This is a genomic window from Methanolobus tindarius DSM 2278 (assembly GCF_000504205.1).
GTDB lineage: Archaea > Halobacteriota > Methanosarcinia > Methanosarcinales > Methanosarcinaceae > Methanolobus > Methanolobus tindarius.
Window position 1 is genome coordinate 1,344,686 of sequence record NZ_AZAJ01000001.1, and the last position, 26,397, is coordinate 1,371,082.

The window sequence follows — 26,397 nt, forward strand, 5'->3', positions numbered from 1 at the left end:
CAATCACCTAATCCTGCGGCACCTTTAAGCACAAACCTTTGTGGTCACAGTTTTTTGCCATCCATGCAGTAACACGGATCCAGTTGTCTACAATCAGATCCTTTTCATCAGTCAATTCATCAAATGGAACGAAGTCATCCATTCCAAGCATTCCGGGGAGAGATTTCATCACAGAAACCGCAACTCTCCTGCCGGCAGTTTCCGGAATAAGACCCCATGAAATCTCGTCAACAATATGCAGTATCGTACCGGTTGCCCCTACAAGTACCGGATTTTTAGACATCTCCCTGAGAACTTTCAGGAAAGCTGCTTTGCGGTTAGCACCATTAAGTCCTGAGGCAACTTTCCAGTAATCAGCTTCTGATATTCCGAAACGTTCAAGCCTTACAAGCATATCCCTCTGGGAAAGAGGACTCAGATCAGATTGAAGTTCAAGTGCTTTGTGAGTACATTCAATGACAGCCTTGCCAATAAGTTCCCCAAGCTTGGAATGCTGCCCAGAATCTGTCAGAGTTAAAGAGCTTGTTCCGTCACAAACTACTGCAATCATATCAGTTCCGGAACCTGTGGCAATAGAATTTGAATAGCGGCTTGGTGCCATGAGTTGCTGCAGGGCAGCAGCCTTTGCCTCACTTGCAGTTATGATTGACCTTGTCATCGCATATTCCGGCATATCGGCACCAATGACAAGAATAAGATTAATTGTACCCTGAATTAACTGATGTGAACCTCCTTCCTGATAATAAGATGCTGGATCACCGGCACGCCCTCCATTGACTTCAATACCGGCAGTCATTATAGCAGTAACTTCAACTCCGCGGAAAGATTTCGTAACTATTGCAACGTTGTCCATGTTGGCAGCTGTCAGCAACCCGGAAGAAGTATCGGGGTCAGTCCCGATTCTTTCTGCAATAATACGAAGATAAGCAGGAACACTACCCCCTTCAAGTTCTTTTGGTGCATGCTTTCCTTTTGGAATCATGTGATTGAAAACTGCCCTGACATCTTCACGATATCCACCGTTTAGCCATGAAGTTGTAAGTGTTTTGCGACCTTTTGGCAAGCTAACAAGAATGGAATCGCTGAATCTGTAAACTTTTTCCTTACTCGTGGTCTCAAAAAGAAGAGTGCTTTTCCTTTCCGCACTCCTGCTGTCTTTTGCAGGACTTGTACCTGCATCCGCCCCGTTTGTGGTTCTGGAAGTCATAGAATATTCTCCAGGATATAATAAAATTGACAACAAGTGTAATAGAGGGGCAGCTTGGACCTGATTGCACAGCTTACCACCAGCATATGTAAATACACATGATCTGCCCTGCGACTAAATCCGGTTACACGGAGGATTTGGTTGCACAGGACATTAATGAATATATCACTGAGTGTTTTAAATATCTTTTCAAACGGAACGGAGCTGGAGTTATGCCCTCGTTTCCTCACGATCATGTGATGCAGATGCAACATTTGCATTTCCTGATTTCAAAAGCTTTGAAACATAGAACCTTGCCCATGCGAAGATAAACAACGAACCCAGAATGTTTCCTGTTACCATTCCCCACCATACACCAATAAGTCCCATGTCCAGACTGAATGCAAAAATAACTGCAAACAGGGGAACGAATATAAGAGCACGTAAAATGGACGCAAAGAGCGCATTCATGCCTTTGCCAACGCCCTGGAACAGAGAGGATGAAAGTAAACCAAGCGAGACTGTCGGGTAGAATATGCAGATGATCCTCAAAAATAAAGTAAGGTCATTTGTGATATGTGATGCACTTTCTGATTGTGTGAACACCCATGCAATCTGGGGAGCTAACACATAAGTAAAGACAGCTATCACTGTTTCCACTACAAGACCCACTTTCATGGAATATATGTGCGTGAAAGAAACTTTGTCATAGGAACCTTCACCATATGAAAAACCGGCTAGCGTCACAACTGCTGTGGCTATTCCTATAAGAGGGGCGATTGCAATGGTAACAACACGCCATCCCACAGTGTAGACAGCCACACCATCAGTATCACTTACAGCGATTATGATAACATTCATCACAAGCATCATAAGAGCCATTGATGTCTGTTGTACTGATGCTGGCACACCAACACGGAAAATATCCATGAGAATTCCTTTTTCAAAGTGGAAATCCTTGAAATCAAATGTGATGTATGTGTCCTTCCTGAAGAACAGCCAGTTAACCATTATAACTGCGGTAACACCCATTGAGATTACTGTTGCCCATGCTGCGCCTGAAACACCAAAATCCAGAGTATAAATGAATATCGGATCAAGTATGATGTTCAATACAGAACCGAATATCATGGCATACATAGCTCTTTTAGTATCACCTTCACTTCGCAGGATAGCATTTGCAACGTTGGTGAAGAAAAGGAGAATACTTCCTCCAAAGATTATCTTTCCATACAAACTGGCCATTGATGCGGTCTTGCCTGCACCTATGAGAACGAATATAGGTTCAGCAAAAGTGTACAGGGGAATTGTAAAAAGAGCTGAAAGAATCAGCATCAATATCATTGTGTGAACTGCAACATTATCAGCCCCGCATTTATCCCTTGAACCAAGTCTGCGGGAAATGGCCGAACCTGCACCAACACCGAGACCGTTTGACAATGCAATTATCACAAAGAAGAACGGGAACACAAAACCTACGGCTGCCAGAGCATCAGCTCCAAGACCTGAAACCCAGAATGTGTCCACTAAATTATAAAGTGTCTGGATTGACATCCCAAGCATGATTGGCAATGCCAGTTTGAGCATTGCCTTTTTAGGATCGCCAAGCATGGCCTTCATACCGGAAGTAGTTTCACCAAGGTCTGCTTTTGGTTCAGGACTATCAACACAATTATTACCAGTCATTTGAAGCCTTCTTTATTTCGTTTTCCGAAGCAATATTCATTGCTGCCTTTTCAACAAGTGATATGAACATAGCTTTTTCATCATCGTTAAAGCCGTGAAGCAACACATCATTAAGATTTGCACCAATCTCCATCAGGATCGGACCCATCTTGCGACCTTCTTCAGTAAGGTAGACACAGTAGGCGCGTTTGTCATTGGGATCCCGTTTTCTTATCACGTAACCCTGATCCTCAAGTTTATTCAGAGAACGGGTTATCGTAGCCCTGTCGTATCGCAACATATTGGCAAGAGATTCCTGACTGACACCATCATGATGAAGCAGGCGCATGAAAAATGGAAATTGTCCGCTTCCCAGTCCATGAGGCTCCAGGGCATTTGAGAGATAGATGTTGATAGACCTGAACAGGTGAGAAATATCGCGGCCTATGCATTCGTTTTTTCCTATGCACATGCAGGAATCAGATTTATCGTTCAATTCGGAAGATTTAAGGCTAGAAGTCATTAAGGTCACCATAATGTTGCTACTGCAATTATTGCAAACGCAATTGTTGCATATGCAAGTAACCTATAAAAACATATACTATGCAAAAAACAGAATCAAAAATGAAAGAAGATTAATCAACAAAAAGCTCAACGCCCATGAGCTCAAGGAAAATCTCTTCCAGTGACGGGACTATGGTACGCATTTCAACAATATCCCCGCCTTTTGAAGCAACCCATTTAGTTGTCTTGTTGACTACATTGATATCGTTTGTGATTACCACATAACTTTCATCAACTTCCTTGACAACTTCGGAGATAGTATAGTCTGCAATATCATCGACCTTAAACTCAAGACGATACTGGATCTTACCATACTCTTTCCTGATCTCTTCGGCAGTGCCAAGTGTTACAAGCTTTCCACCTTTTAAAATCAGTATCCTGTCACAAAGGCTTTCCACCTGGTACAGGTTATGAGCACTGAATATAATGGTCTTACCTGATTGCTTCAGGGAACGCACATAATCCGTGATGTACCTGGAAGTCATTGGGTCAAGACCAGATGCAGGTTCATCATAGATAAGGACATCGGGGTCATTGATTAGTGAGCGCGCAATAGCAACCTTTCGTTTCATACCTTTTGAAAGATCACCTATTTTCTTGCCATCCGGGTTGAGAGCAAGATCAAAAAGAAGTTCACGTATCCTTTTCTTAGCAAGGTCCTTGGGAACACAGTAAAGCTCTGCAAAGTACATGAGATAATCGTCTACTTCCATGCCCTCATAAAGCGGAGACTCTTCCGGAAGAAAACCGAGGAAAGACTTAATTTCAACTGCATCTGCGGATATATCCAGATCTTTCATATGGATAGAACCGGATGTGGGCCTGATTAGACTGCTGAGCATTTTCAGAGTGGTAGTTTTACCGGCACCGTTTGGTCCGACTATTCCGAAAATCTGCCCTTTTCCCACTGAGAAAGAAAGGTTATCAACGGCTACAAAATCGCCATATTCCTTGCGAAGTCCTTTAACTTCAATGATAGAAGGTTCCACACATAGACTATGAAACTGCCTATATATAAATTCAATTATAAAATAAAACAGAGCATAGTTGGATAACAACTATGCCAATAAGACCTTAGTTCTTATACATGTGCACATCCAGTTGAGGGAATGGAATCTCAATATCCTGTGCACCGAATTCTGCATGAATAGCTATTGTGAGGTCGTTCTTTACACCCCAGAAGTCTGAAGTGTTAACCCATGCACGAAGTTGTAGATTCACTGATGAATCTGCAAGTTCTGTGGTTATAACTGCAGGTGCCGGGTCTGCCAAAACACGGGAATCTCTTTTAATAACATCCATTGCAATTGCAACTGCCTTAGGAACATCTGTGGAATAACCTACACCCACATCAACAGCCACTCTTCTGGTGGGCATGCGGGTTGCATTCACAATAGGGCTTCCCCACACAAGTTTGTTAGGAAGGGTTATGAACTGGTTATCAGGTGTGAGAAGTTCTGTTGCCATTATTCCCACTGCATGTACCGTACCTGACATACCATTAACTGTAACATATTCTCCTTTATCAAGCGGCCTGAGAGAAGCAATCCATATACCTGCAGCCAGGTTGTTAAGAGAATCCTGCATACCAAATCCAAGAACTAAGCCGATAACTGCTGAAAGTCCGACTACGACTGAACTTATGTTAACTCCAAGTGCGCTGACTACTGCCAGTAACACACCCACATATAGCAGGGCGCGCAGGAAACGCACAAGGAATTCAATTATCAGTTCAGGAAGTTTTGTCTTTTTCAATCCTTTGCGGAACGTACCTGAAAGCACTCCCGCAATAACAATTCCGGCAACAAGCACCACAAGAGCAAATACAATACTTGCCACTGTGATATCTGTATAAGGAATTGTCTGAGATAAAATATCTGCCATTTATCACAACTCCACTAAATAATAGAAATTTGAAAGACTTATTGTTAAATACTGGGTGCTTCAGGACATATAACTCTTTTTAATTTATATACATGGGATTTTTATGAAATAGATATTAATATAATAGATTACTAATAAAATAATTACTATGCCAGGCTGGTTAACTATCGCAAAATGGGAGTTGATGCGTTCAAAGCTCAAATTTGATACGCGCTCAATAATCATGCTCGTAATATCACTCATACTCGTAATAGTGGCATCCTACGCCGCATCACAAACCGGGATGAGCATGAACCAGAAAATATACCTTGTAGCTTTTTCGCAGCCAGAGGTGCAACCAATTATCCAGACAGACCAGCGCTTTGACTACATGCTTGTAGACAGGTTTGAGGCTGCCGTTTATTATGAATACGGAGCCGACATGGCAATTATAGGAAATAATGTCTACCTCAGCGACACAAGAAAAGCTGCATCTGCGGGTGACGCACTGGAAAACACATTCATAGAATACAGAGAACTTGTGCTCACATCATACAATGATATAAACAACAGTCACCCGGTCTGGGTCACAGTCCATGACCTTGAAAGGCCGCAGGACTTCCAGCTTGCAGGATCCACAGATACGCTGGATGAACTCAACAGAGGTTACAATAGAACAGCAGCGCTTGACACCGTCCCTGGTGGTCGTGAAGCTGCAAGCGGTAGTGGCAGCGGACGTGTAAGAACAGGTTCATCAACAATATCTCCCGAAGACATCGAAGCACTGGATGCCATGGAAGGAAAGACATTCTTTGAGAAGCAGACCCTCTCAACACCATCAAATTTCAATCCGCCTGTACCTTTTACAGCAATACTTTATGCATTCCTGTTCATATTCCCGATATATTTCGTTTCACAATTTTATTCTACAAGCCTGATGGATGAACGTACCAACCGCAAAGGTGAACTCATACTTATAGCACCGCTAAGAAGCAGGGATGTTGTTATTGGCAAAACAGTTCCATACCTTGTAATAACAATGGCAATACAGGCAGCTATAACTCTTTACATAATCGGAGTGCCATCAACACTTGCAGATCTGGAAAGAGTTGTTCTGATACTGGCTGCAATACTTCCGGTAATACTACTCTTCTTTGCACTCTCATTTTACAGTGCAATCCTTTCAAGAAGTTTCAAGGAACTTACTTTTGCAAGCGTTTTCCTTTCAGTCGTAATCTCAGGTTACCTGTTCTTCCCGGCAATGTTTGCAAACATTCACGCAATTAGTTCCATTTCCCCTATTACCCTAATAGTCAGGCTCATAGAGGGAGAAGCAGTACCCATGAATACATACCTGTTCTCAACATTACCGTTCTACCTTGTGGCAGGAGCAGTGTATGCATTTGGAACTTCAATTTTCAGGGAAGAGGATCTGTTCACCCAGAAATCAATCGGGTCAAAGATAATAGACTGCTTTGAGATGTTCCTTACATACCGTTACGGTTCTGTATTTTTCCTCAGCATAATCTTCATCCCGGTAGTATATATGACACAGCTCATGCTCATTGTCATGCTCTTCAACCTGCCGGTTCCGTATTCAATAATTGCAATGATAATCCTGTCAGCACTGGCTGAAGAGATAGTCAAATCCATTGGAATTTACACACTTTTCAAGAGAAAGATAAGCGAGATTACATTCAAAAATGCTGTTAAGCTTTCAGTACTTGCAGGTGCGGGATTCTTTGTGGGAGAAAAAGCTGTTGCAGTCCTTACACTTGCACCTATTGCAAGTTCAGCGTTCGGAACGGTAATGACAATGGGTGCATTACTGTTGATACCACTTCTCCTGCATATAACAACCATACTTATCAGCTCACTGGTAATGTACTGGAAAGGCCCGGATGCCTACAAATATGCAGTCGTAGCCGCAACAATATTCCATACCATATATAACATGACAATTCTAAGGGGGCTGTTATTCTGAGCGGAGCAGGGAATTCATGCAGGAAAATGAAAACTGTTGCAAAGAAGGAATTCAAAGACCTTCTTACAGAGAAAACTTTCATACTTGCTATTATAATCCAGCTTTTCATAGCATCGTTCTCAACCTTCCTCGTCATAGGCCTGACATCATTCTATGACCCAACAGCACTTGGAAATGTTGACTTTGAAGGAGTGAACATAGGAGTTGTCGGAACCGCAGATGATGAACTTTACCAGATACTTATAGAAAATAATGTGGAAACTTACCTATATGACGATTTCATTCCAGCCTACGGAGACTTCTTTGACCGGAAAATAGATGCAATCATAGTGACACCTATTGGAACAGCCGAAGGCACAGACCTTCTTAATGTTGATATATACCTGCCAAAATCAGAAATTAAAGCCACTGTCATATCTCTCCAGCTGAAGGAATCACTGGAACAATACGAACAGGGTGTCAGGGATGTCAGGACACAGAGACTTCCGGGATATTCACCCATAGATTTCAACATCATAAAGAGAGGAGTACGTGCTTCCTCAACATTCTTTGAATTCGTTTATGTGGCACTGCTTCCACTACTTGTATTCACACCTGCTTTTATCTCAGGTGGCCTTGTGATTGATTTCATAACAGAGGAATATGAACGCAAAACAATGGATTTGCTCCTCGCATCTCCTGCATCCTTGCTTGAGATTATAAGCGGCAAAGCCATACTTGCCATTCTTGTTGTACCGGTACAATCATTTGTATGGATGCTGCTCCTTTCTATGAACAGAATATCCATAGATAATTCACTCCAGATTTTGCTGGTGGTCACTCTGATAGCAGGAGTGCTGGTATTCTCAAGTACAATAATTGCAGTGTTCTTCAAAGACAGGGGGGTAGCACAGCTGCTGTACTCACTTGTGTTGATATTCCTGTTCATGTCGTCGTACCTGTTCACAAATTCCCCGCTCAACCTTGTAACAAGACTTTCTATCAATAGCATTCCTGTAATTGAAAGCTGGACATGGACTGGTATTTACCTTGTTCTGGCGCTGCTGCTCTACATGGCAACAATGTTTGTAATCAAAAAAGACCCACGTAACATTTGAAAAATATGAACGGAAGATAATGATGCGACTGATCAAGCTGCTATTACTTACCATAATCCTGATAGCATTCATAAATCCCGTAGATTCAACTGCAATTAAAGAGGAAGACATATGGATCTTCCAGGGTTCGTATGAACTTGGAGTAGGAGAAAGGGCATACCTTGAAGGCTTCACAGTGAAAGTAAACGAGTTAGATAGTGATAATATAACAACTGCAACTCTGTTAATATACAGTAACTCCGTTTTTATGGAATCTTTTGAAGTGGATTCAGGAGTCAATAATGAATACATCTATGACGGAGAGTTGAAAATCAATGTCGCATCCATTGAAAATTCTAAAGTTTCCCTGGAAATTTACAAACATAAATCGGAGCTTGTGTGGGTCACTGATATTCCAAAGACTGCATTTAAGACAGGAGATTCCCTGACAGGAAACGACTACCGCATTACACTAAATGGGATTAATGAAGGAGTAGCAGAAGTAGTTGTCAACCTTGACGGAGAAGAGTACGAGAGAACATACACAAGTGGCGCTTATGAAAAGTTCTCAGAAGATTTCATGATTAATATTGTGTACATCAACAAGAACACACAGGAAGTCTTCATCGAAACACTCAAACCTGGCGAACCTCAGATCCAGATCGATGCAGGTAATATTCAGGAAAGTTATGATCCGGATGATTATGTGGAATATGAACTTGTGGTCACTAATAACGGATCAATACCGCTACACGGAATCATACTCACAACTGAATGTGACGATGGTAAAGTTGAGCTTGTAACACAGCAGCACTCAATACTTGAACCGGGGAAGAAGAAAAAATTCCAGATACGTGTAAAGCCTGATGTTGAACCTGTTACCAGGAATATCACAATCACTACCAGTGTGGAAGGTTACGATTACAGGGGAAATGAATACAACAATGAGAAAGACACAGAGGCAACTGTAAATTCGTATATTTCCATTGAAAAAGAAGTCATTTCCAAAGAAAAAATATCAGAAGATCCGGAATTTGGAACTGAACAGTATTTCCAGATAAACATTACAGTTGCCAATAAAGCAAATTTCCAGACTGCAGTTACAGTCACCGATATTTTGCCACCTGAATTCATACCAAATGATATTGAAAGCACTGAATGGTCAATGGCACTTAATGCAGGAGAAACAAAGAGTATTGGCTATTTTGCATCCTCAACCGAACCGGGAGATTTTACTTTTGAGCCAGCCACTGTTGTGTGGAAAGATAGCGGTGAAACTTACAGCATGCAGTCTAACCCTATAGAAGGAACATTCCATGTCAGCGGTTCAAAAGTTATGTTACAGAAAGAAATCACTTCCAGCTACATGGTTGTAGGAGAAACTATTGATGTTATTCTCAAAGTCACAAATGACGGGGACAAGGATATCGATATCTCTTTCAGGGAAGATATGCCGGATGAACTCACTTATGTCGTAGGAGAAAGGCAGTGGCATGGAACACTGGCAGCAGGCGACGTAAAAGAGTTCACATATACTGTAAAGGCTGAAAGAGCCGGGGAATACTACCTGCCTGAAACTGAACTTAGTATTACGGATGAAAATGATAAGAAGGATAATGTGGTCTCAGATGAACTTTTCCTTTTCATTGATGACATACCCGCAGAGCTAGAAGAGGAAAGCTACGAAGAGACTTACAATCAGGTTGATGCCTCATCAGCATACTCCAGTGATACAACAGTTGCAGACCCAGATATTACAAGTGTTGAAATCATGAAGTTCCTTGTTTCATCTTTTGCAACACTTTTCACTGTTATTGCAATCGTACCGACTTTTGCATATTTATTTATATCCAGAGTATATAAGTAAAGTAAAAATATTAATCAGGAATTGAGTATGAATATTGCAGCGTTTATAGGATCTTCGATGCTTTTTGCCCTGTTCGCCATTGTAGTGCTCTTTGTCCTGATAAATATGTCATCACGACTTGCACTTATTATTTTACTGATAATCCCGCTTGCATTCATACTTGTTATTCCTGACATATCAATAGCTTTTCTTTCCATCCAGCAGATGTCACTTGCAAACGGACTTGTACCGGTGAATAATTTCCACATATTGCTCATGATATGGTCAACACTCATAGGTGTCATCCTGTACACAGAATTCCTGACATGGTATCTTGGAAAGGGCATGAGGATGAAGAAAAATTCCGATGGTTCTATGAAAGCCGGAGTTTCTTCAACCCTGGATAAAGGCTTGTATGATTTTGTAGGGAAAGTCAGAGGAATCCTTAACCGCAAGAAATAATCTGCGCAAAAGTGTTATGCAAATAACACATCTTTTTACACATAATTATGTGAGGGATATTCCTGGATACCGAAGAACTAATGGAAAGCAATAATGAAATAGCAACTGCCACTGAAGAGTTTAAACCACAAGCATGGAGAGCAGGACTTTATTCTGCCATATATCCCGGACTGGGACAGATGTATAATGGAGACTTTAACAGAGGAGCTTTTTATTTTGTCCTTGCCTTCATACTCATAATCACATTTTATTTCGTAATAACGTTCTTTATTTTCATTGTATTCTGGATCTACAACATATACCAGGCTTACAGCTATGCCAGAAGTTTCAGTAAAGGCATCAATAAAGATGAATAGAAAAGTGAAGACAAAAAGACGTAACTAAAAAAGAGCAAAAAAAGAAGAGCTATATGCCCCTCTTATGCAGGATTATTTCTGTTATATGGTGCTGCTGCAAGTGATGAAACACCGCTTGCTCCGATAGAACCGTAAACCGGCTGTGTTGGTGCAAGCCAAACTGTTCCTGTTCCTTCAAAAGTCTGGAGGAGACCTTCGCCTGATGTAAGCTTTCCTGCAATTCCTTTGCCTGATCTTTCAACACTGAATTTCACTGAATCAGATCTTAGAAGGGCAAAGTTTCCGTCAACCTGGAGACGCTCGTTGTCAAGATTATATTTCAGGATCTCAGACATAGGCACCGGACTTTCAAGTATGCATGTACCTGTTCCGCTAATCTTTGTCTGGAACCATCCTTCCCCACCAAAGAGACCTGCAGAGATATTCTTCTGGGAAGCTACCCCTACTTCAAGGCTTGATTCAGCGCAGTAGAAAATGCCCTTGTCCACGATTATAGAACCATTGTCAAGACTTACCACGATGAAATGACTGAAACTTGGCTCAAGGAATACCTCTCCAGTACCCTTATAAAGCGGATTGAATGCAGATTCGTTTGTGAGCTTGTTTTTGATCATCTTCTTTGCAAGGCCACCGACACCACCTATGTTAGCATCACATGTGATGTTACCTTTCTGGAAGTAAAGAGCTCCAGGCTCCACGATTACACCGCTGTTGTTTAATGTGACCTTTACCTGCTTAAGGGTCATACCTGCCTGCTGAATATAGTACAGATGCCTTGCAAGTGAAGGGTTCTTGCTTCCTGTGAGAGATTTATACTCTATAATCTCTGCTTTGAAATTTCCTTTATCGACACTATCAAGAACGTTAATGTTGTTATAGAATTTACTTTCCGCTATAATACCACATCCAGATTGGAGAAATCACATTAAGGTAGATTAATTTTGCTTTTTCATTCGGATAATATATTAATATATGACATATAAATATATCTAAACTGTAAAATCAATATGTACTCTAACCCGATAAAACATGGCAAAGAACCATACAAAATTGCAGTTATACATGGCGGCCCCGGAGCTCCCGGAACTGTAACTGACATGGCTGAGCAACTTTCAGACAGAAATAGTGTACTGGAACCTTTACAGACTGCTATGAGTGTTGACGGGCAGATTAATGAACTTAAATTGATGTTGAAAAAACATGCAAAATTGCCAGTGACCCTTATAGGACACTCATGGGGAGCATGGCTGGCTTTCATGTTCACTGCAAGTTACCCGGCTTATGTCAGAAAGCTAATTCTTGTGTCCAGCGGGCCATTTGAGGAGCATTATGCCAGACTGATTATGTCCACCAGACTTGAAAGGCTTGGTGAGACTGGAAGACAGGAATACCTGCACCTGAGTACAAGCATGAATGACCCTGCTGCGCGCAATAAAAATATTGCTTTTACAAAATTTGGAAAACTGATTTCTGATGCTGATTCTTTTGAACTGGAATCAATGTGGGAGATTAATCCGGTATTCTGTCATGACTGCTATGATCTGAATAAAAGGGTATGGGAAGAAGCCGATTATCTGAGAAGATCAAAAAAGCTCCTAAAAATGGGAAAAGACATCCACTGTCCGGTAGTTGCCATACACGGAGACTATGACCCGCATCCATACCAAGGTGTAAAGGAACCTCTCTCAAAGACACTGGATGACTTCAGGTTCATCCTGCTTGAAAACTGCGGACACTATCCGTGGCTTGAAAAGCATGCATCCAGTGAGTTCTACAAGGTTCTGGAAAAAGAGCTTGAAAGTTAAAGAAAAAACAAAAAAAGACTGATGAATAATTATTCATCAGCAATGTTGTGATAGTAATATTCGCCCTTGGATTTTTGTTCCCTGTCAAGCCTTGAGTCCTTTTTGTTAACCCTTGGCCGGGAAGTATCTTCATCACGCCTGAATGTGATATCCAGATTTGCAAGGAACTTATTCATACCATCCTGCATGCTGGATGGTTCATGAGCCTTACCGTAGACTGCCGGTTCACCTTCAAACACAATGAGACGCTCACTGAGCATGTCTATCATGTAAATATCGTGGTCAACAACCATTGCAGTTTTACTGTTGTTCTCGGCGAACCTCTTAATGACTTTTGTTGCCATTGAACGCTGCTCAACGTCAAGGTGAGCACTTGGTTCGTCAAGAATGTACATGTCAGCATCCTGACAGAGACATGCTGCAATCGCAACCCTCTGGAGTTCTCCGCCACTGAGCTCTGTAAGCATGCGTTCATAGAGTCTTTCAATGTTCAGCGGTTTTGCAATCTCAGTCTGGAAATAACTGCTATTGAATTTACTGGAAAGACCGCCCAGGAAATAGCGAACCTGCATAGGACTGTCAGCTTTGATGTACTGAGGCTTGTATGCTATCTTGATGTCAAGGTCAAGTTTACCTTCATCAGGCTCCACTTCACCTGCAAGTATCTTGACAAATGTGGACTTACCGATACCGTTGGGACCGACAATTCCCAGAACTTCTCCTTCTTTCAGTGAACCGCCATCGGTTGAAAGTCCAAAGCCTTCACCGTATTTCTTGGAGAATGCATCATAGTCTACAAGTGTGTTTATATCAGTTTCAACTCTTGGAGGGTGAACCTCAAACTTAATTGCTTCAGGTCTTACACGCACGTTCTCTTCTGGCAGGAAACCTTTAAGATACTGGTTGATTGCGATACGCACACCTTTTGGATGGGTGATGACACCATATCCACCGGGCTCACCGTATGCAACGTGTACTGCATCGGCAAGCATGTCAAGTATAGCAAGGTCGTGCTCTACAACAAGAACCGCCTTGTCTTCAGAGATCTCCTGAATGAGCTGTGCGGTGTTAATACGCTGGTAAATATCGAGATATGGACTTATTTCATCAAAGAAGTAGAAATCTGCATCTTTAGCTGCACAGGCTGCAATGGCAACTCTCTGGAGTTCCCCACCACTGAGCTCTGTGATTTTACGGTCCATTACATGTGAGAGATTGAGACGTTCAACGAGTTCAGGGAGTTTGCCGCGCTCATCGGTCTTGTCAAGGAGTTCACTTGTCTTGCCCTTGAAAGCCTTTGGAATCATATCCACATACTGTGGTTTCTGTGAGACTTTTATGTCACCATCGACTACATCACTGAAATAATCGTAAAGAGCTGTACCTGCATAGTGTTCAAGAACCTTTTCCCAGTTACTGTTATCCTCTGAGAAGTTAGGGACCAGAGTACCGGAAAGGATCTGTACTGCGGTACTTTTACCGATACCGTTAGGACCAAGGATACCTGTTACTTTTCCAATTTGTGGGATCGGCAGGCCATATAGGGCAAAGCCATTAGGACCGTACCTGTGGGTTGGTTCGGTGAGTGCCTCCGGAAGACCAATTATCATTATAGCTTCAAAAGGACATTTGTGGACACATATTCCACAACCTACGCACATTTCTTCGGAGATTATTGGTTTTCCGTCTTCCCCAAAGATGATGGTCTCGTCACCCGTCCTTACACGGGGACAGTATTTTTCACATTCGTGACTGCAACGTCTTGGCTGACACCTGTCTTTGTTCAATATGGCAATTCGCATGTAAGATCCCTGTTAATAAAACTATCAATAAAATAGAGTGTTAAAAGATAAAAAATAGAAGATCAATTCAGAAGCAATGTCCATGTTACAAGACAGAAGTCAACAACTATGAACTCTACGTAGAACCAGTCCTTAAAACCAAACTCTTTGGGCTTTATCTTGAATATCGGGAATGAGAATTTCATGACATAGAAGGAAATACCGACTATGAACATCATTATTACATACCATTTAATGGTGGGGTCATCACCGACACCAAGCTGCATATAGGCAATTGAACCTGCTACTATACCTAAAATAGCGGCAACTGCCGTTTTGATGATTCCCTCCTTATGAGCCTGCTTCTTTTCCTCCGGTGTTTTCATCTTGAACTGTGTCTTACCGGGGCGGGAAGGAGTAGGAGCTGGTTGCGCATCATCAGCGGGCTTTACTTCATTTTTAGCCACTGATGACTTTTTCTTGGATGATTTTGACAAATTGATCTGATCTCCTGGTACAACTTGGATAGTGTGGGTACTATAAAATCAAGTACTTATATAAATGTTTATCCTGCCAAGGAGAACTTCATACAAATTCATTGCTAAGTACATTTTCTATCTTATCAATGGAAAGTGCATTAAAACCGATGGAATCGAGGTGTTTTGCAAATCTTCCGGGGCGATGGCCGTTGGGATGATAGACAACCGTAAACTCCGGATCGATGTTCTTTACCATATCTTCAAGCCCGCGTGCGTCAAGATGATCACTTATCTGGATTGCAGGATAGCGATAATCACTGCGCCCTGTCATGACAAATTTGGAGATATTTGCCGGGAGTTTGTCCAGGTCCCAGGGCGGTACTATACTTATACTGTCACCGCAGCAATTGCCGAGATATTCCAGTTCCCCGGCATCCTCTAGAAGAGTTTTTGTAAGGGAAAGTGACTGGTCATCCATTTCTATGACACCTTCATAACCAAATCCCCTCAGAAGTTCCACAGCTCTTTGCGCTTTGCCGAATGCATAGGCTCCAAAAGCAATTGAAGTATTGTCCCTGAAAGCGTTCTCAAAACCTTCCAGGTCATCATCAAAGAAGCAGGTTGTGTCCCCGGGGTCACCGTAGTTGGCTTCGGTAATAAGAAGGTCACATTCAGGAAGCATGGAAGCATCTTTCACGTCACCTGTGACAAGTATGCGGGTTCCCACTTCGTTTTCCCACATGAATGCCACAGAGCCAACAGTATGGAAATTAGGGAATGTGTGAACTTTTACACCACTGACCTCAATGGTTTCCCCGACTTTGAATGTCCTGCCTGCATACTTGCGATCATGACGTATCTCAAGTGCAAGGGCGGTCTTTTCAGAGCAGACTGCACGGTCAGAAAGCATAGCAGACTTGCCGTTATGATCAGAATGTGCGTGGGTGATGAGATAAGCATCAGGTTGCTGGTATTTGGCAGGAGTTCGGGTTGTATCAATAGAAAAAGTTACAAGTTTTCCTTCGGTTGACCTGAACTTAATAGAAAGATGAGGTTTAAACGAACCACGGGAATTCTTCTCCCTGAAAACCATTACACCAAGATCAACCAGTTCTTTCAATTTCTGCATCCCTCGAAACTGGAATGAGCTTAAGCTATTTACGCTTTTTCGAAAACAGATAAAAACAGGATGTTGTGAATGGAATTATACAGGAATAAAAGCAAGAATAAAAAACAAAAGTCAGGTGCTTAAAGCACCTTTTTAAGTTCCTCAAGGAGGATTCCTGAGGTAGTAAGGCCTGTGAAGCGCTTTGCCACTTCTCCGTCTTTGAGAATGATAAGTGTAGGTACTGCCTGAATACCATATTGTGCTGCAAGACTCTGGTTCTGGTCAACATCAATGACTTTTACATCAATCTGACCTGCAAGTTCAGCTTCAACCTTTTCAAGATGAGGCTTCTGCATCTTACAAGGTCCACACCAGGTTGCACTGAAATCTAGAAGTTCCACTTTGCTCATATAATACACCTCTTTATTGTATAGTCGATGAATAAATTATTTTTACTTATCGATACAAGAATGCACCTTCAGTAGGAATTAGTCTTCCTAGTGATAATTTGTCCCCGCAAATTATATGTCTCTTTCGAACGGTGATGCACTTTGCATACACAACCATGTTGGCAATTCTATATAAACATTTCGCCGGCATTATATAATTACATCCTTCTTATCTTTGAAGTAAGATCAAGAGGCTTTGCATAATATGGAGCTGTAGTCACAATGAAGTCTACATGTTTTGCATAATCAGAGACCATGCTAAGTTCAATTCCCCCGACTGCTATCTCAAGATGTGGATTCAATGACCGCAGTTCCGGTACAAATGTTTCCAGCTCTTCAGGGCTATAATGGTCAAGTAAAAGTATGTCTGCCACCGGAGCAGCTTCCAGAGCTTCTTCCCTGGTTCTTGGTTCGATCTCAACCTTACGCATTGCCCTGAGATTTACCTGCTTCTCCATTACATCAAGGTGATTCTGTGTGACAAGAATGGAATCACTTAGAGAATTACGGTGATGGTCGCCTCCACCGATCTTTACTGCCTTGAGCTCATATTTCCTGAATCCCGGATGGGTCTTGCGACTTGTTGCCACCATTATATCAGGATTGGACTTTCTTGCAAGTTCAACAGTAAAGCGTGTTTTTGATGCAATGGAACAGACCATTGAAAGGAATGTCTGCGATATTCTCCAGAGCTTAAAGATAGTTGGAAGATCTCCCTGAGCTTCAAAAATAACATCATTCGGATTAAACTCATCCCCATTTGAAACCATGTTCACGACTTCAAGACCATTTTTCCTGTAGAAAGCCGCAAGGTCATCCATACAAGCAGCAACACCATGTTCCCTTGATTTTATACGAATCCGGCCATTGCCTTCTATCTCAAGAAACTCAGTAGTCTCATCTCCGTATGGGCAATCTTCTGTAAGGTAAAGGTCAAAAAAGTCTATCATTTTGTCACCTGCATGAGTAATAGTGTGGATGATTCATAACTATTACTATTTTTGTGCTACAACTAAAATCAAAAACTCACATCCCACTTTAGATATAAATATATAGACTCCCTCTCATTTTGAATATACATTACAATTTCTTTGATATTAAATACTCAGATCAAATCGGGTGAAATCAGGCAAAAGGATGTGCATGCAATGTTTAAGAAAAAGATAGAATTGATAATCGTATTTTTGGTAATAACTGGAGCGTGCACATTAGTTGCAAGTGCAGACCAAACCAACGATTCTGACAAATACACTTTCCAGAATTACGGTGGCGAAGTTTACACACCTGAACCGATGGAGTTTGGGGCTAATTTGAATGACAACGAGAAGGAAACTTTAGAGAATGGAACTGAAAGGAAACATTTACTGCTCCAGTTTTACGAAATTCCAGGTGAAGTACAGTTTGAATTGTTAGAATTATATGGCCTTCATGTTTTAAGTTACGCCGGCTCCGAAGCATATGTGTTTTCAATGCCAGCAGATTATACTGCGGCTGACCTGCCGGATAATGTAGGACTGAGATGGATGGGAGAAATTCCGGTGGAGAACAAGTATCAATATTATGGTACGGACGTTCCATATTATGCAAAGATGGAAGATGGGAATGTAAAATTAGCTGTTTTCTTTTATGAAGATGTAACTTCACAAGCTTCAATAAACATAATACAAAAATACACAGATAATTTCTCAGCTCCTTCCAACCTAAGACCGTGGTATTATGAAACAATTACCAATGAAACAAATATATCTTTAATTGTCAAGGAAGATGCTGTTCAACAAATCGGATACTATGGCTCTGAACCTGTGCCGGAGTATGGTAGGGATTTTGTAGACAATGAAGAAACAGAAGAATATGAGTATTATATTGTAGATGAACAAGAAAATAACAGTCAGGAAACTGCTGAAAACATCAATGATTCGGAAGAGAAAGAAACTGCCGGCTTCACAGCAACCATTGCAATCATGGTTTTTGCATTGATTGCTATTTTTAACGCAAGGAAAGACTAAAAAAGAAAATAAAAGGAGGAATTAGTCCTCCAGTGTAGAAATGTCTCCGGGGTCCTGGCCAAGTTCCTGAGCCTTGAGGAGACGTCTCATTATTTTTCCGCTTCGGGTCTTTGGCAGGGATTCCACGAACTCGATCTCTGATGGAATTGCTATCGGACCGAGGTTCATCCTGACGTGGTAGACAAGTTCCAGTTTGAGTTTATCGCTGGCTGTGTAGCCCATACGTAGAATAATGAAAGCCTTGATAGAATCTCCCTTGAGTGGGTCTGGTTTTCCGATAACTGCTGCTTCTGCAACAGCTTCATGGGAAACGAGGGCACTTTCAACTTCTGCACTACCGATGTTGTGACCGGCAACGATCAGGACATCATCTGAACGACCGAGGATCATGATGTAGCCGTCCTCATCCTTTACAGCAAGGTCGCCTGCTGCGTAGTAGTTCCCAACAGTGCTCCAGTACTGGCGATACCTCTCATCGTTGTTGTAAACCGTTCTCATCATGGAAGGCCAGGGTTCCTTAATAACAAGGAAACCACCTGTTCCGGCTGGAACCGGTTCTCCATTTTCATCAACGACATCTGCAACTATACCCGGAACCGGACGGCCTGCAAAGCCAGGTTTCATCGGCTCACCAATAGCGGTTGTAAGCATGTGCATTCCGGTCTCAGTCTGCCACCACGTATCAAGTATCGGACACTTTTCCTTACCGATTACACGATAGTACCACTCAAACGCCTCCGGGTTGAGTGGTTCACCTACAGAACCCAGTATTCTCAGTGAACTGAGGTTGTACTTTTCAGGCCACTCCTCACCCATTCTCATAAACATTCTGATAGCAGTCGGTGCTGTGTAGAAGATAGTGACATCAAACTCCTCTATCATGCTCCACCAGACACCAGGGTCTGGATAATCAGGAGTTGTTTCGGATATCAGGATAGTTGCTCCCATGGCAAGTGGACCATATACAATGTAACTGTGGCCTGTGATCCATCCCGGGTCTGCCGTACACCACATGACATCGCTCTCCTGGAGGTCGAACATGTTCTTTGTAGTATAATATGTACCAACCATGTAACCGCCGCATGCGTGAACGATTCCCTTTGCAGGACCTGTTGTACCACTGGTGTACAGGATGAACAGCGGATCCTCGGAATCCATTACCTCAGGCTCACATTCCTTTTCCACATCTTCCATTATTTCATAGAAATCGACCTCAATCTCAGAGAAAAGTTCCATCTGAGGTGTCATTCTCCTTAGAACAACAATCTTCTCTACACTGGAAGCATTAACAACAGCCTCATCTACAAGAGTCTTGAGGTCAATCCTCTTTCCACGCCTGAGACTTGCATCAGCAGTAATGACAATCTTTGCCTGTGCATCCTTGATTCTGGAGTGAAGCGCATTTGCACCGAATCCGCCAAATACAACACTGTGTACGGCACCGATACGTGCACATGCGAGCATTGCAATAATCTGCTCCGGGACAAACGGCATGTAGATACAAACTCTGTCACCCTTCTCTACTCCAAGGGACTTGAGACCGTTTGCAAATCTCATAACCTCACGGTAAAGCTGGCGATATGTGAGAATCTCTTCCTTGCCATCATCACCTACCCAGATGATAGCTACCTTGTTCCTTTTACCGTTCATCACATGCCTGTCAAGACAGTTGTGAGTGATATTCATTTTAGCATTGGTAAACCATTTTGCATATGGGTGGTCCCATTCTCTGACCTTATCCCACTTCTCAAACCATTCCAGTTCTTCAGCAACGTTTTCCCAGTGTTTTTCAGGATCTTTAAGGAATTCATTGTAAGCAGTTTCATAATCGCCTATCCATGAATTTTCTTTTACGGAAGGATCAGGAAGATAGCTTTTCCCATCCAATTTGACATCAAAATTTTCAGACATGTTTACTCCATTTATAACTAATAACCATTATGTTTCTTTTATGACCCTGATTAATCTCAGAGTCTTGAACCAATACCTGCAGAGCAACCGTCTCATGTCATTTTGAAAAACAAACAAAGGTTCTTATGGAACCCCGGGACATGAAAGGGACCGCATTGAAAGAGCAAACTAAGTTTAGTCACTCCTCAATCATCATGTATAATCATGATAATAATATATACCTATTTTGGTCTCCAGACAGATACCATGTAATAAAAACAACCACAATAGTATGAAAAAATATGAGAGACCATGTAGACTAACAGGAGAAAAACAATATCAAAACCTAAATTCAGACAGAATTATCTCTGGATGAAATCAAGATCAGAACTAAAAAAGAGAAAAGAATTATGATGAAAGTGCCAGAATTGCTTCTGCCAGATCACCGTTTGCAGTCTTCAAAGCTTCAAGAGCCTGTTCCTGCGAAACGCCCGCCTGCTCAGCAACCATTCTCACATCATCATCAGGAATTTGCAATTCCCTGGCGACTTCTTCCGGAGTACCGACTACCTGGTAAGTATCTACACCCTGAGCATTCATGATGGAGACATTTGCATCGTTAAAAACAATATCCTTTTCAGGAGTCCTGATAATAACCTGCTCAACATCATCGATCTCAGTGATGTTTATACCCATCTGTTTCATCATCTGCTTAACTTTTGCAGGGTTCATTCCCCTGCCACCTATTCCCGGAAACATGTAATCACCTTATATGAAATTATTTTGAATTATTAAATTAACCAGATAAATCTTGCTTAGCAGCAACCGCCGCCACAGGATGAAGTGTTACAGCCGCCACCATTCTGGTTGTCGATGATAAAGCCCTTACCGGAAGGACCATCTACATAATCGATCTTTGCTTCTGAAAGACCATCTGCATCGTCCTTGTTCATGACGATCTTAAGTCCTTTGTCCTCAACTACAAGGTCATGTTCTTCGCTGATATCGTCCTCAAGTGACATTCCATACTGCACACCGCAGCAGCTCATGCCTGCAACAAATACTCTAAGAGCGAGACCTTCTTTACCCTGTTCTTCAAGCAGTGCTTTTAATTCGACTGCTGCATTGTCAGTTATTTCTACCATTGTTGATTCCTCATTATTTATTTGAAATTGATACAAGGTGACTACCGGGTAATCCCTTATATGTGTTTTTGATATATAAGTATATTCGCATTGGTACGAACATTCTGGCCGCCTGTAAAACTCAGAACTCAGACGAATTCTACGTCGTCATCAACCGGATTTCTCAGAACTTCCCCGCTTGAAGCATTGATCTCCACTGAGTTTCTCTGGCCTTTGACTTCCCATACAGGTACATAGACAAGTTCTACACTAAGGTTAATATCTGATGCTGCTGGCTTAAACCTTTTGTGTTCAGAGATTATTGCATCGCCCTTAGTATCATCAAAACGCAGGTCACGTGTATATTCCTCAATAATATCATCAAGCAATTTCTTAGTAGTTTCATCCTCTGTAGTCACAGGCATCTTGACATCATATTCCACATTTGGGACTGTAACTGTCTTCTGCACATTCTGAAGGTTCATCTTTTCCTGATTACCGTTCAGGGCATTAACATATCCGGAACCGTCTCCTGAGATATCTATAATTTTGGAACGGTAACGGTGTTCCACATTAAGAGAGTAATCATACATCCAGAAAGGTACAAACTTCAATATTGCCGTATTGGCACCACGGATGTGCGGAGCAGCCAGGGAATAAGCCTTGTCAACGGATATATTCACCGGCGGTGAGTGAAGGCTCATTACAATGGGTTCTTCTATTGCCGGAGTTGCCGGAGCTGCAAGGGTTTCATGAGAAAGTTCCATCTCTGGTTTTGCTTCCGGTTCCTCAAATGCTTCAGATACATAAGACCCTTCAGGAGCTAATTCTACCTCTGCAGCAGCACGAGGGCGATAATACCTGACTTCCATAGGAGCGTCGTCCGGGACAATAACAGGTCTCTGCGGGCGTGAAGCCAGAGATTCATCAAGAACCTTTTCATCAACATGTGGAGAAGAACCGGTTCCAAATATTGCGTTGATAGCTTCCTTTGCAACCTCATCAACACTGCTGGAAGCAGGTTTCTTAGCACACAATACATCCAGAAGTTCAAGTTCATTAGTTGTTCCTTCCATATCTGCAAGTATTGCCCTGCCAATCCTTGTAGCCACATCATCACGTGTCCACACGTTTACACCGATGTCACGTGCATTGAGTAAGAATGACTCACTGACATCGCTTGCCAGTATGTAAAGACCCTGTCCCTCCACCACCTGGCTTTTGAAATCCCTGATGTCATCAAGGTCAGGATTGTATGAAAGTTTAAAAAATGTCTTTGTGCCGTCTTTTTCGGCTATAAGGTCATATCTGAATGAATCGGACATATCATAGCCCGCTGATGTGAAGATATCCCTCAATATTCGCACTAGTTTCTGTTTCATTATGATCATTATCCTTTTTACAGGTTAACTAAAATAGCTTTCTGTGAATAAAAACATAAAGGTAAAAAAGACCCTGAATAGGGTCGATATCATAGGACACGGGTAGTTGTTTCAAGTTCAATCCCCTTATTTGTTACCATATAGGAAATTGTCCTGTTAGGAACCAGCATCCCACGCATTTTCCTAATCATGATAGTCCTTTCAATTTCACTACCACGTTCCTTTATCCTGAACTCAATAACACCGTCACAGATGTGACGCAGAGTATTCTCTGTAATAGAGTCATGCATCCCGCTTGTCATCAAAATAAGGTGGATGGCCCCGGTTGCCTTTCCAATGGAAGAAATCATCTCAATAACTTCCACAACGTTGTTAAGGTCATAAGCTCTCAGGAAATATGATATAGAGTCCACAACACCGCGGTATTTCTGTTCTCTTGGCTGTTTGGCGGCTGTTTTAAGAAGAGTCATGGAATCTATTCCCTTTTTAAGGAATTCCTTTGCAGACAGTTCACTTGTGAACTCTTTTGGAAGAACACCGTAGAATCTAGGAAGATATGCATCCACAAATTGCAAATGGCCATCCTCTACAAATTTCTCTACATCCCATTTCATGTCCTCCATCTCATGGACTATTTCCTGGGCAGGGTGCTCTGAAGTAAAATAGAAAACATCTTCATTGTTCAGAAGACCACCATAAACAAACTGCTGGGCAAACATTTCGGAATTTGCCCCGGGCTCTGCAAGAATGAGAATAGTTGTTCCCGGAGGAACTCCTCCTCCAAGCTGTACGTCAAGTCCGGCTATACCTGTAGGGATTCTGAATCCACCTGTACCATCAAAACTGTAATCCATAGTCTGACCCCTGATAATAAAAATATTTAGATTTAATTTGCAGTGAATTATATTAATACAGATAGATAATAGTATTTTATAGTATATAGCAATTAGTGGTGGACATGATAAATCTCGATGATCTGAAATTTGACAATGGTCTCATCCAGGCCATCGCACAGGACAGTAATACTAAAGAAGTACTTATGTGCGCCTTTATGAACAGGGAAGCACTTGAGAAAACAATCGAGACTGGCATTGCCCATTACTGGAGCCGCAGCAGGCAAAGTCTCTGGAAAAAGGGAGAAAGCTCAGGTCACACTCAGAAAATCATAGAGATACGCATAGATTGCGACATGGATGCCATACTTATGCTTGTTGAGCAGGTAGGAGGAGCATGTCACACCGGATTCAGGTCATGCTTTTACAGGACTATTGATGGAAAAGAAATTGGGGAGAAAGTTTTCGAACCGGAAGACGTTTACTGAATTTTTATTCATCATTAACTGCTGACACAAACAGCGTTTACACTTTTTTTCTGTCGCCTGAAACATGATAGCGAAACATGATGATGAAACATGGCGGCAATAATATTATAATAGAATCAGCAGCTTATCTGTAATTATGGAAAAGTGTTCACAGAACAGACAAATAATTGTTCCCGATACCAGTGCAGTCATAGACGGGATCCTTACCGGAAGGATACGTGATGAGGGACTTCTGGATGTAGATATTTATGTACCTGAAGCTGTCATGGCTGAGCTGGAAGCCCAGGCAAACCGTGGACTTGAGATAGGATACAAAGGTCTTGAGGAAGTACAGGAACTCCAGAAATTCGCTGAAAGCGGCGATATAGGATTATTTTTCACAGGCATCCGACCTAATTCGGATCAGGTTAAACTTGCAAAGGGCGGAGAGATAGATGCCCTCATAAGAGAAACAGCAGTTGGTCTTAATGCAAAATTTGTTACAGGAGACAGAGTCCAGTCACTTGTTGCAAAAGCAAAGGGACTCGATGTGGATTTTGTTAAGCCTCCAATGGAGGAATTCGGACCACTTCTTGTTGATGAGTTTTTCACACCTGACACAATGTCTGTCCACCTGAAACACAAAGTCAGCCCTATGGCAAAAAGAGGCTCCATTGGAAATGTGCAGTATATGAAGATAAGGGAGGAACCTTGCACATATCAGGAACTGAAAATGATTTCCAGGGAATTACTTGACAGGGCACGCTCTGACCAGGAATCATTCACTGAAATGTCATTCAGCGGTGCAACGGTACTGCAGATCAGGAACATGAGGATTGCTATTTCAACACCCCCATTTTCAGACGATGTGGAGATTACAATCGTAAGACCTATTGCATCAGTTTCACTGGAAGAGTATCGTCTTAGTGATGTACTCAAAGAAAGGATAAGAAGCCAGAGAGGAATTCTCATAGCAGGACCGCCTGGTGCAGGTAAGTCCACCTTTGCAGCAGGAGTTGCAATCTACCTTAAAGACAAGGGATTTGTGGTTAAGACAATGGAATCCCCTCGTGACCTGCAGGTTCCGGGAGAGATCACCCAATACGCACCTCTTGATGGAAGTCTTGAGAACACCGCAGATGTACTTCTGCTTGTGCGTCCTGATTACACCATATATGATGAGGTGCGCAAGACAAAGGATTTCGAGACTTTTGCCGACATGAGACTTGCAGGTGTAGGCATGCTGGGAGTTGTTCATGCAAACCGCGCAGTAGACGCTATCCAGAGACTTATCGGCAGAGTAGAACTTGGTGTTATTCCCCAGGTTGTTGATACGGTTATTTTTATTGACAAGGGTGAAATTGCAAAAGTACAGATCCTTGAATTCACAGTAAAGGTTCCTGCCGGAATGATGGAACAGGACCTTGCACGTCCTGTAATTCTTGTTTCTGACCTTGAAACCGGAAAGAGTGAGTTTGAAATATACACCTACGGCGAGCAGGTTGTAGTCATGCCTCTTGGGGGCGAACAACAGAGAAGCCCTTCATGGAAACTGGCCGAAGGAGAAGTTGAGGATTATATCAGCAACTATGCAAATGGTCCGATAGAAGTGGAAATGGTCTCTGACAACCGCGCCTTTGTGCGTGTAAGGGACAAAGATCTCCCAAGAGTTATCGGAAAAGGTGGAAAGACCATTGACGAAATTGAAAGGTCATTGGGAATTCATATTGATGTACGCAAGTTTGAGGATGGAGAGGAACGCAAAGTTCGCGATAAAAAGGAACACCACCCGATAATAGAGCGCAGCAGAAAGCATGTGATTTTAAATGTGCCTGAGGCTGCATCAAAGGATGTTGAAGTATACGCAGGTGAAGGATTCATGTTCTCAGCAACTGTAGGCAGGCATGGAGATATTAAAGTGCGGGCGGATTCAGAGATCGCACATGATATTATGTATGCTTTGCAGGAAGGAGAAGTTCTCTGGGTAAAAGAAATATGATGAAACTTCATCATAGTTCTTCTTTTTTAATGATTTCTTTTTTTGTCGTTTTGAAATAAATTAACTGTCATT

25 protein-coding genes are annotated in these 26,397 nt (G+C 42.1%); 9 read left to right on the forward strand and 16 right to left on the reverse strand.

The window, feature by feature from the left end; translation table 11 throughout:
* Window positions 1-7: 7 nt before the first annotated feature.
* The 5 genes from METTI_RS06600 to METTI_RS06620 form a co-directional block, all read right to left on the reverse strand.
* Window positions 8-1,207, reverse strand: coding sequence for an adenosylcobinamide amidohydrolase (locus METTI_RS06600; RefSeq protein ID WP_023845043.1), 1,200 nt, complete (start codon window positions 1,205-1,207; stop codon window positions 8-10).
* Between the two features lie 210 nt (window positions 1,208-1,417).
* Entirely contained in the window at window positions 1,418-2,872 is a 1,455-nt protein-coding gene (locus METTI_RS06605; protein ID WP_023845044.1) for an MATE family efflux transporter, read from the reverse strand.
* Complete coding sequence (locus tag METTI_RS06610; RefSeq protein WP_052324316.1) at window positions 2,862-3,374, reverse strand: MarR family winged helix-turn-helix transcriptional regulator; 513 nt, start codon at window positions 3,372-3,374, stop codon at window positions 2,862-2,864. The genes METTI_RS06605 and METTI_RS06610 overlap by 11 nt, the downstream gene beginning before the upstream one ends.
* Window positions 3,375-3,486: 112 nt before the next feature.
* A complete protein-coding gene (locus tag METTI_RS06615) occupies window positions 3,487-4,404 on the reverse strand; it encodes an ABC transporter ATP-binding protein (RefSeq protein ID WP_023845046.1) in 918 nt (305 codons plus the stop codon).
* Window positions 4,405-4,489: 85 nt separating this feature from the next.
* A complete protein-coding gene (locus METTI_RS06620; protein ID WP_023845047.1) occupies window positions 4,490-5,299 on the reverse strand; it encodes a mechanosensitive ion channel family protein in 810 nt (269 codons plus the stop codon).
* A gap of 148 nt (window positions 5,300-5,447) precedes the next feature.
* Between METTI_RS06620 and METTI_RS06625 the strand changes: the two genes are divergently transcribed.
* The 5 genes from METTI_RS06625 (at window position 5,448) to METTI_RS06645 (ending at window position 11,002) form a co-directional block, all read left to right on the forward strand.
* A complete protein-coding gene (locus METTI_RS06625; protein WP_023845048.1) occupies window positions 5,448-7,262 on the forward strand; it encodes an ABC transporter permease family protein in 1,815 nt (604 codons plus the stop codon).
* A gap of 26 nt (window positions 7,263-7,288) precedes the next feature.
* Complete coding sequence (locus METTI_RS06630) at window positions 7,289-8,359, forward strand: ABC transporter permease (protein WP_023845049.1); 1,071 nt, start codon at window positions 7,289-7,291, stop codon at window positions 8,357-8,359.
* A gap of 19 nt (window positions 8,360-8,378) precedes the next feature.
* Window positions 8,379-10,205 carry a COG1361 family protein gene (locus METTI_RS06635; RefSeq protein WP_023845050.1) on the forward strand — a complete coding sequence of 609 codons (1,827 nt, stop codon included), beginning with the start codon at window positions 8,379-8,381 and terminating at the stop codon, window positions 10,203-10,205.
* A gap of 21 nt (window positions 10,206-10,226) precedes the next feature.
* Window positions 10,227-10,646 (forward strand): hypothetical protein, encoded by a 420-nt coding sequence (locus METTI_RS06640; RefSeq protein WP_211232186.1) that lies wholly within the window; start codon window positions 10,227-10,229, stop codon window positions 10,644-10,646.
* Between the two features lie 80 nt (window positions 10,647-10,726).
* A complete protein-coding gene (locus METTI_RS06645; protein ID WP_023845052.1) occupies window positions 10,727-11,002 on the forward strand; it encodes a hypothetical protein in 276 nt (91 codons plus the stop codon).
* Window positions 11,003-11,064: 62 nt separating this feature from the next.
* Here METTI_RS06645 and METTI_RS06650 read toward each other — a convergent pair whose 3' ends face one another.
* The gene (locus METTI_RS06650) at window positions 11,065-11,748 is read right to left on the reverse strand and encodes an AIM24 family protein (RefSeq protein ID WP_245596087.1); all 684 of its coding nucleotides are present in this window, start codon (window positions 11,746-11,748) and stop codon (window positions 11,065-11,067) included.
* 261 nt (window positions 11,749-12,009) lie between these two features.
* Between METTI_RS06650 and METTI_RS06655 the strand changes: the two genes are divergently transcribed.
* Window positions 12,010-12,807 (forward strand): alpha/beta fold hydrolase, encoded by a 798-nt coding sequence (locus METTI_RS06655; protein ID WP_023845054.1) that lies wholly within the window; start codon window positions 12,010-12,012, stop codon window positions 12,805-12,807.
* Window positions 12,808-12,836: 29 nt separating this feature from the next.
* On the opposite strand, the gene METTI_RS06660 is transcribed toward METTI_RS06655, so the two are convergent.
* The 5 genes from METTI_RS06660 to METTI_RS06680 form a co-directional block, all read right to left on the reverse strand.
* Window positions 12,837-14,609, reverse strand: coding sequence for a ribosome biogenesis/translation initiation ATPase RLI (locus METTI_RS06660; RefSeq protein ID WP_023845055.1), 1,773 nt, complete (start codon window positions 14,607-14,609; stop codon window positions 12,837-12,839).
* 62 nt (window positions 14,610-14,671) lie between these two features.
* Window positions 14,672-15,085 (reverse strand): EMC6-like membrane protein, encoded by a 414-nt coding sequence (locus METTI_RS06665; RefSeq protein WP_023845056.1) that lies wholly within the window; start codon window positions 15,083-15,085, stop codon window positions 14,672-14,674.
* 88 nt (window positions 15,086-15,173) lie between these two features.
* Entirely contained in the window at window positions 15,174-16,196 is a 1,023-nt protein-coding gene (locus METTI_RS06670; RefSeq protein ID WP_048135247.1) for an MBL fold metallo-hydrolase, read from the reverse strand.
* A 119-nt stretch (window positions 16,197-16,315) separates the two neighbouring features.
* Window positions 16,316-16,594: a thioredoxin family protein gene (locus METTI_RS06675; protein WP_342665124.1), complete on the reverse strand. Its 279-nt coding sequence runs from the start codon at window positions 16,592-16,594 to the stop codon at window positions 16,316-16,318.
* A gap of 188 nt (window positions 16,595-16,782) precedes the next feature.
* Window positions 16,783-17,574, reverse strand: a complete 792-nt coding sequence (locus METTI_RS06680) for a beta/alpha barrel domain-containing protein (RefSeq protein WP_023845059.1) — start codon at window positions 17,572-17,574, stop codon at window positions 16,783-16,785.
* 198 nt (window positions 17,575-17,772) lie between these two features.
* Between METTI_RS06680 and METTI_RS06685 the strand changes: the two genes are divergently transcribed.
* Window positions 17,773-18,630, forward strand: coding sequence for a hypothetical protein (locus METTI_RS06685; protein ID WP_023845060.1), 858 nt, complete (start codon window positions 17,773-17,775; stop codon window positions 18,628-18,630).
* Between the two features lie 21 nt (window positions 18,631-18,651).
* On the opposite strand, the gene acs is transcribed toward METTI_RS06685, so the two are convergent.
* From acs to METTI_RS06710, 5 genes are all read right to left on the reverse strand, one after another.
* Window positions 18,652-20,541, reverse strand: a complete 1,890-nt coding sequence (acs, locus tag METTI_RS06690; protein WP_023845061.1) for an acetate--CoA ligase — start codon at window positions 20,539-20,541, stop codon at window positions 18,652-18,654.
* Window positions 20,542-20,928: 387 nt separating this feature from the next.
* Entirely contained in the window at window positions 20,929-21,279 is a 351-nt protein-coding gene (locus tag METTI_RS06695; protein ID WP_023845062.1) for a nascent polypeptide-associated complex protein, read from the reverse strand.
* Between the two features lie 56 nt (window positions 21,280-21,335).
* Window positions 21,336-21,665, reverse strand: a complete 330-nt coding sequence (locus METTI_RS06700) for a HesB/IscA family protein (RefSeq protein ID WP_023845063.1) — start codon at window positions 21,663-21,665, stop codon at window positions 21,336-21,338.
* A 128-nt stretch (window positions 21,666-21,793) separates the two neighbouring features.
* A complete protein-coding gene (locus METTI_RS06705; protein WP_023845064.1) occupies window positions 21,794-23,026 on the reverse strand; it encodes a hypothetical protein in 1,233 nt (410 codons plus the stop codon).
* 89 nt (window positions 23,027-23,115) lie between these two features.
* Window positions 23,116-23,880, reverse strand: a complete 765-nt coding sequence (locus METTI_RS06710) for an RAD55 family ATPase (RefSeq protein ID WP_023845065.1) — start codon at window positions 23,878-23,880, stop codon at window positions 23,116-23,118.
* Window positions 23,881-23,984: 104 nt separating this feature from the next.
* On the opposite strand from METTI_RS06710, the gene hisI reads away from it, so the two are divergent.
* Window positions 23,985-24,347, forward strand: coding sequence for a phosphoribosyl-AMP cyclohydrolase (hisI, locus tag METTI_RS06715; protein ID WP_023845066.1), 363 nt, complete (start codon window positions 23,985-23,987; stop codon window positions 24,345-24,347).
* 136 nt (window positions 24,348-24,483) lie between these two features.
* Window positions 24,484-26,325 carry a PINc/VapC family ATPase gene (locus METTI_RS06720; protein ID WP_023845067.1) on the forward strand — a complete coding sequence of 614 codons (1,842 nt, stop codon included), beginning with the start codon at window positions 24,484-24,486 and terminating at the stop codon, window positions 26,323-26,325.
* Window positions 26,326-26,397: the final 72 nt, after the last annotated feature.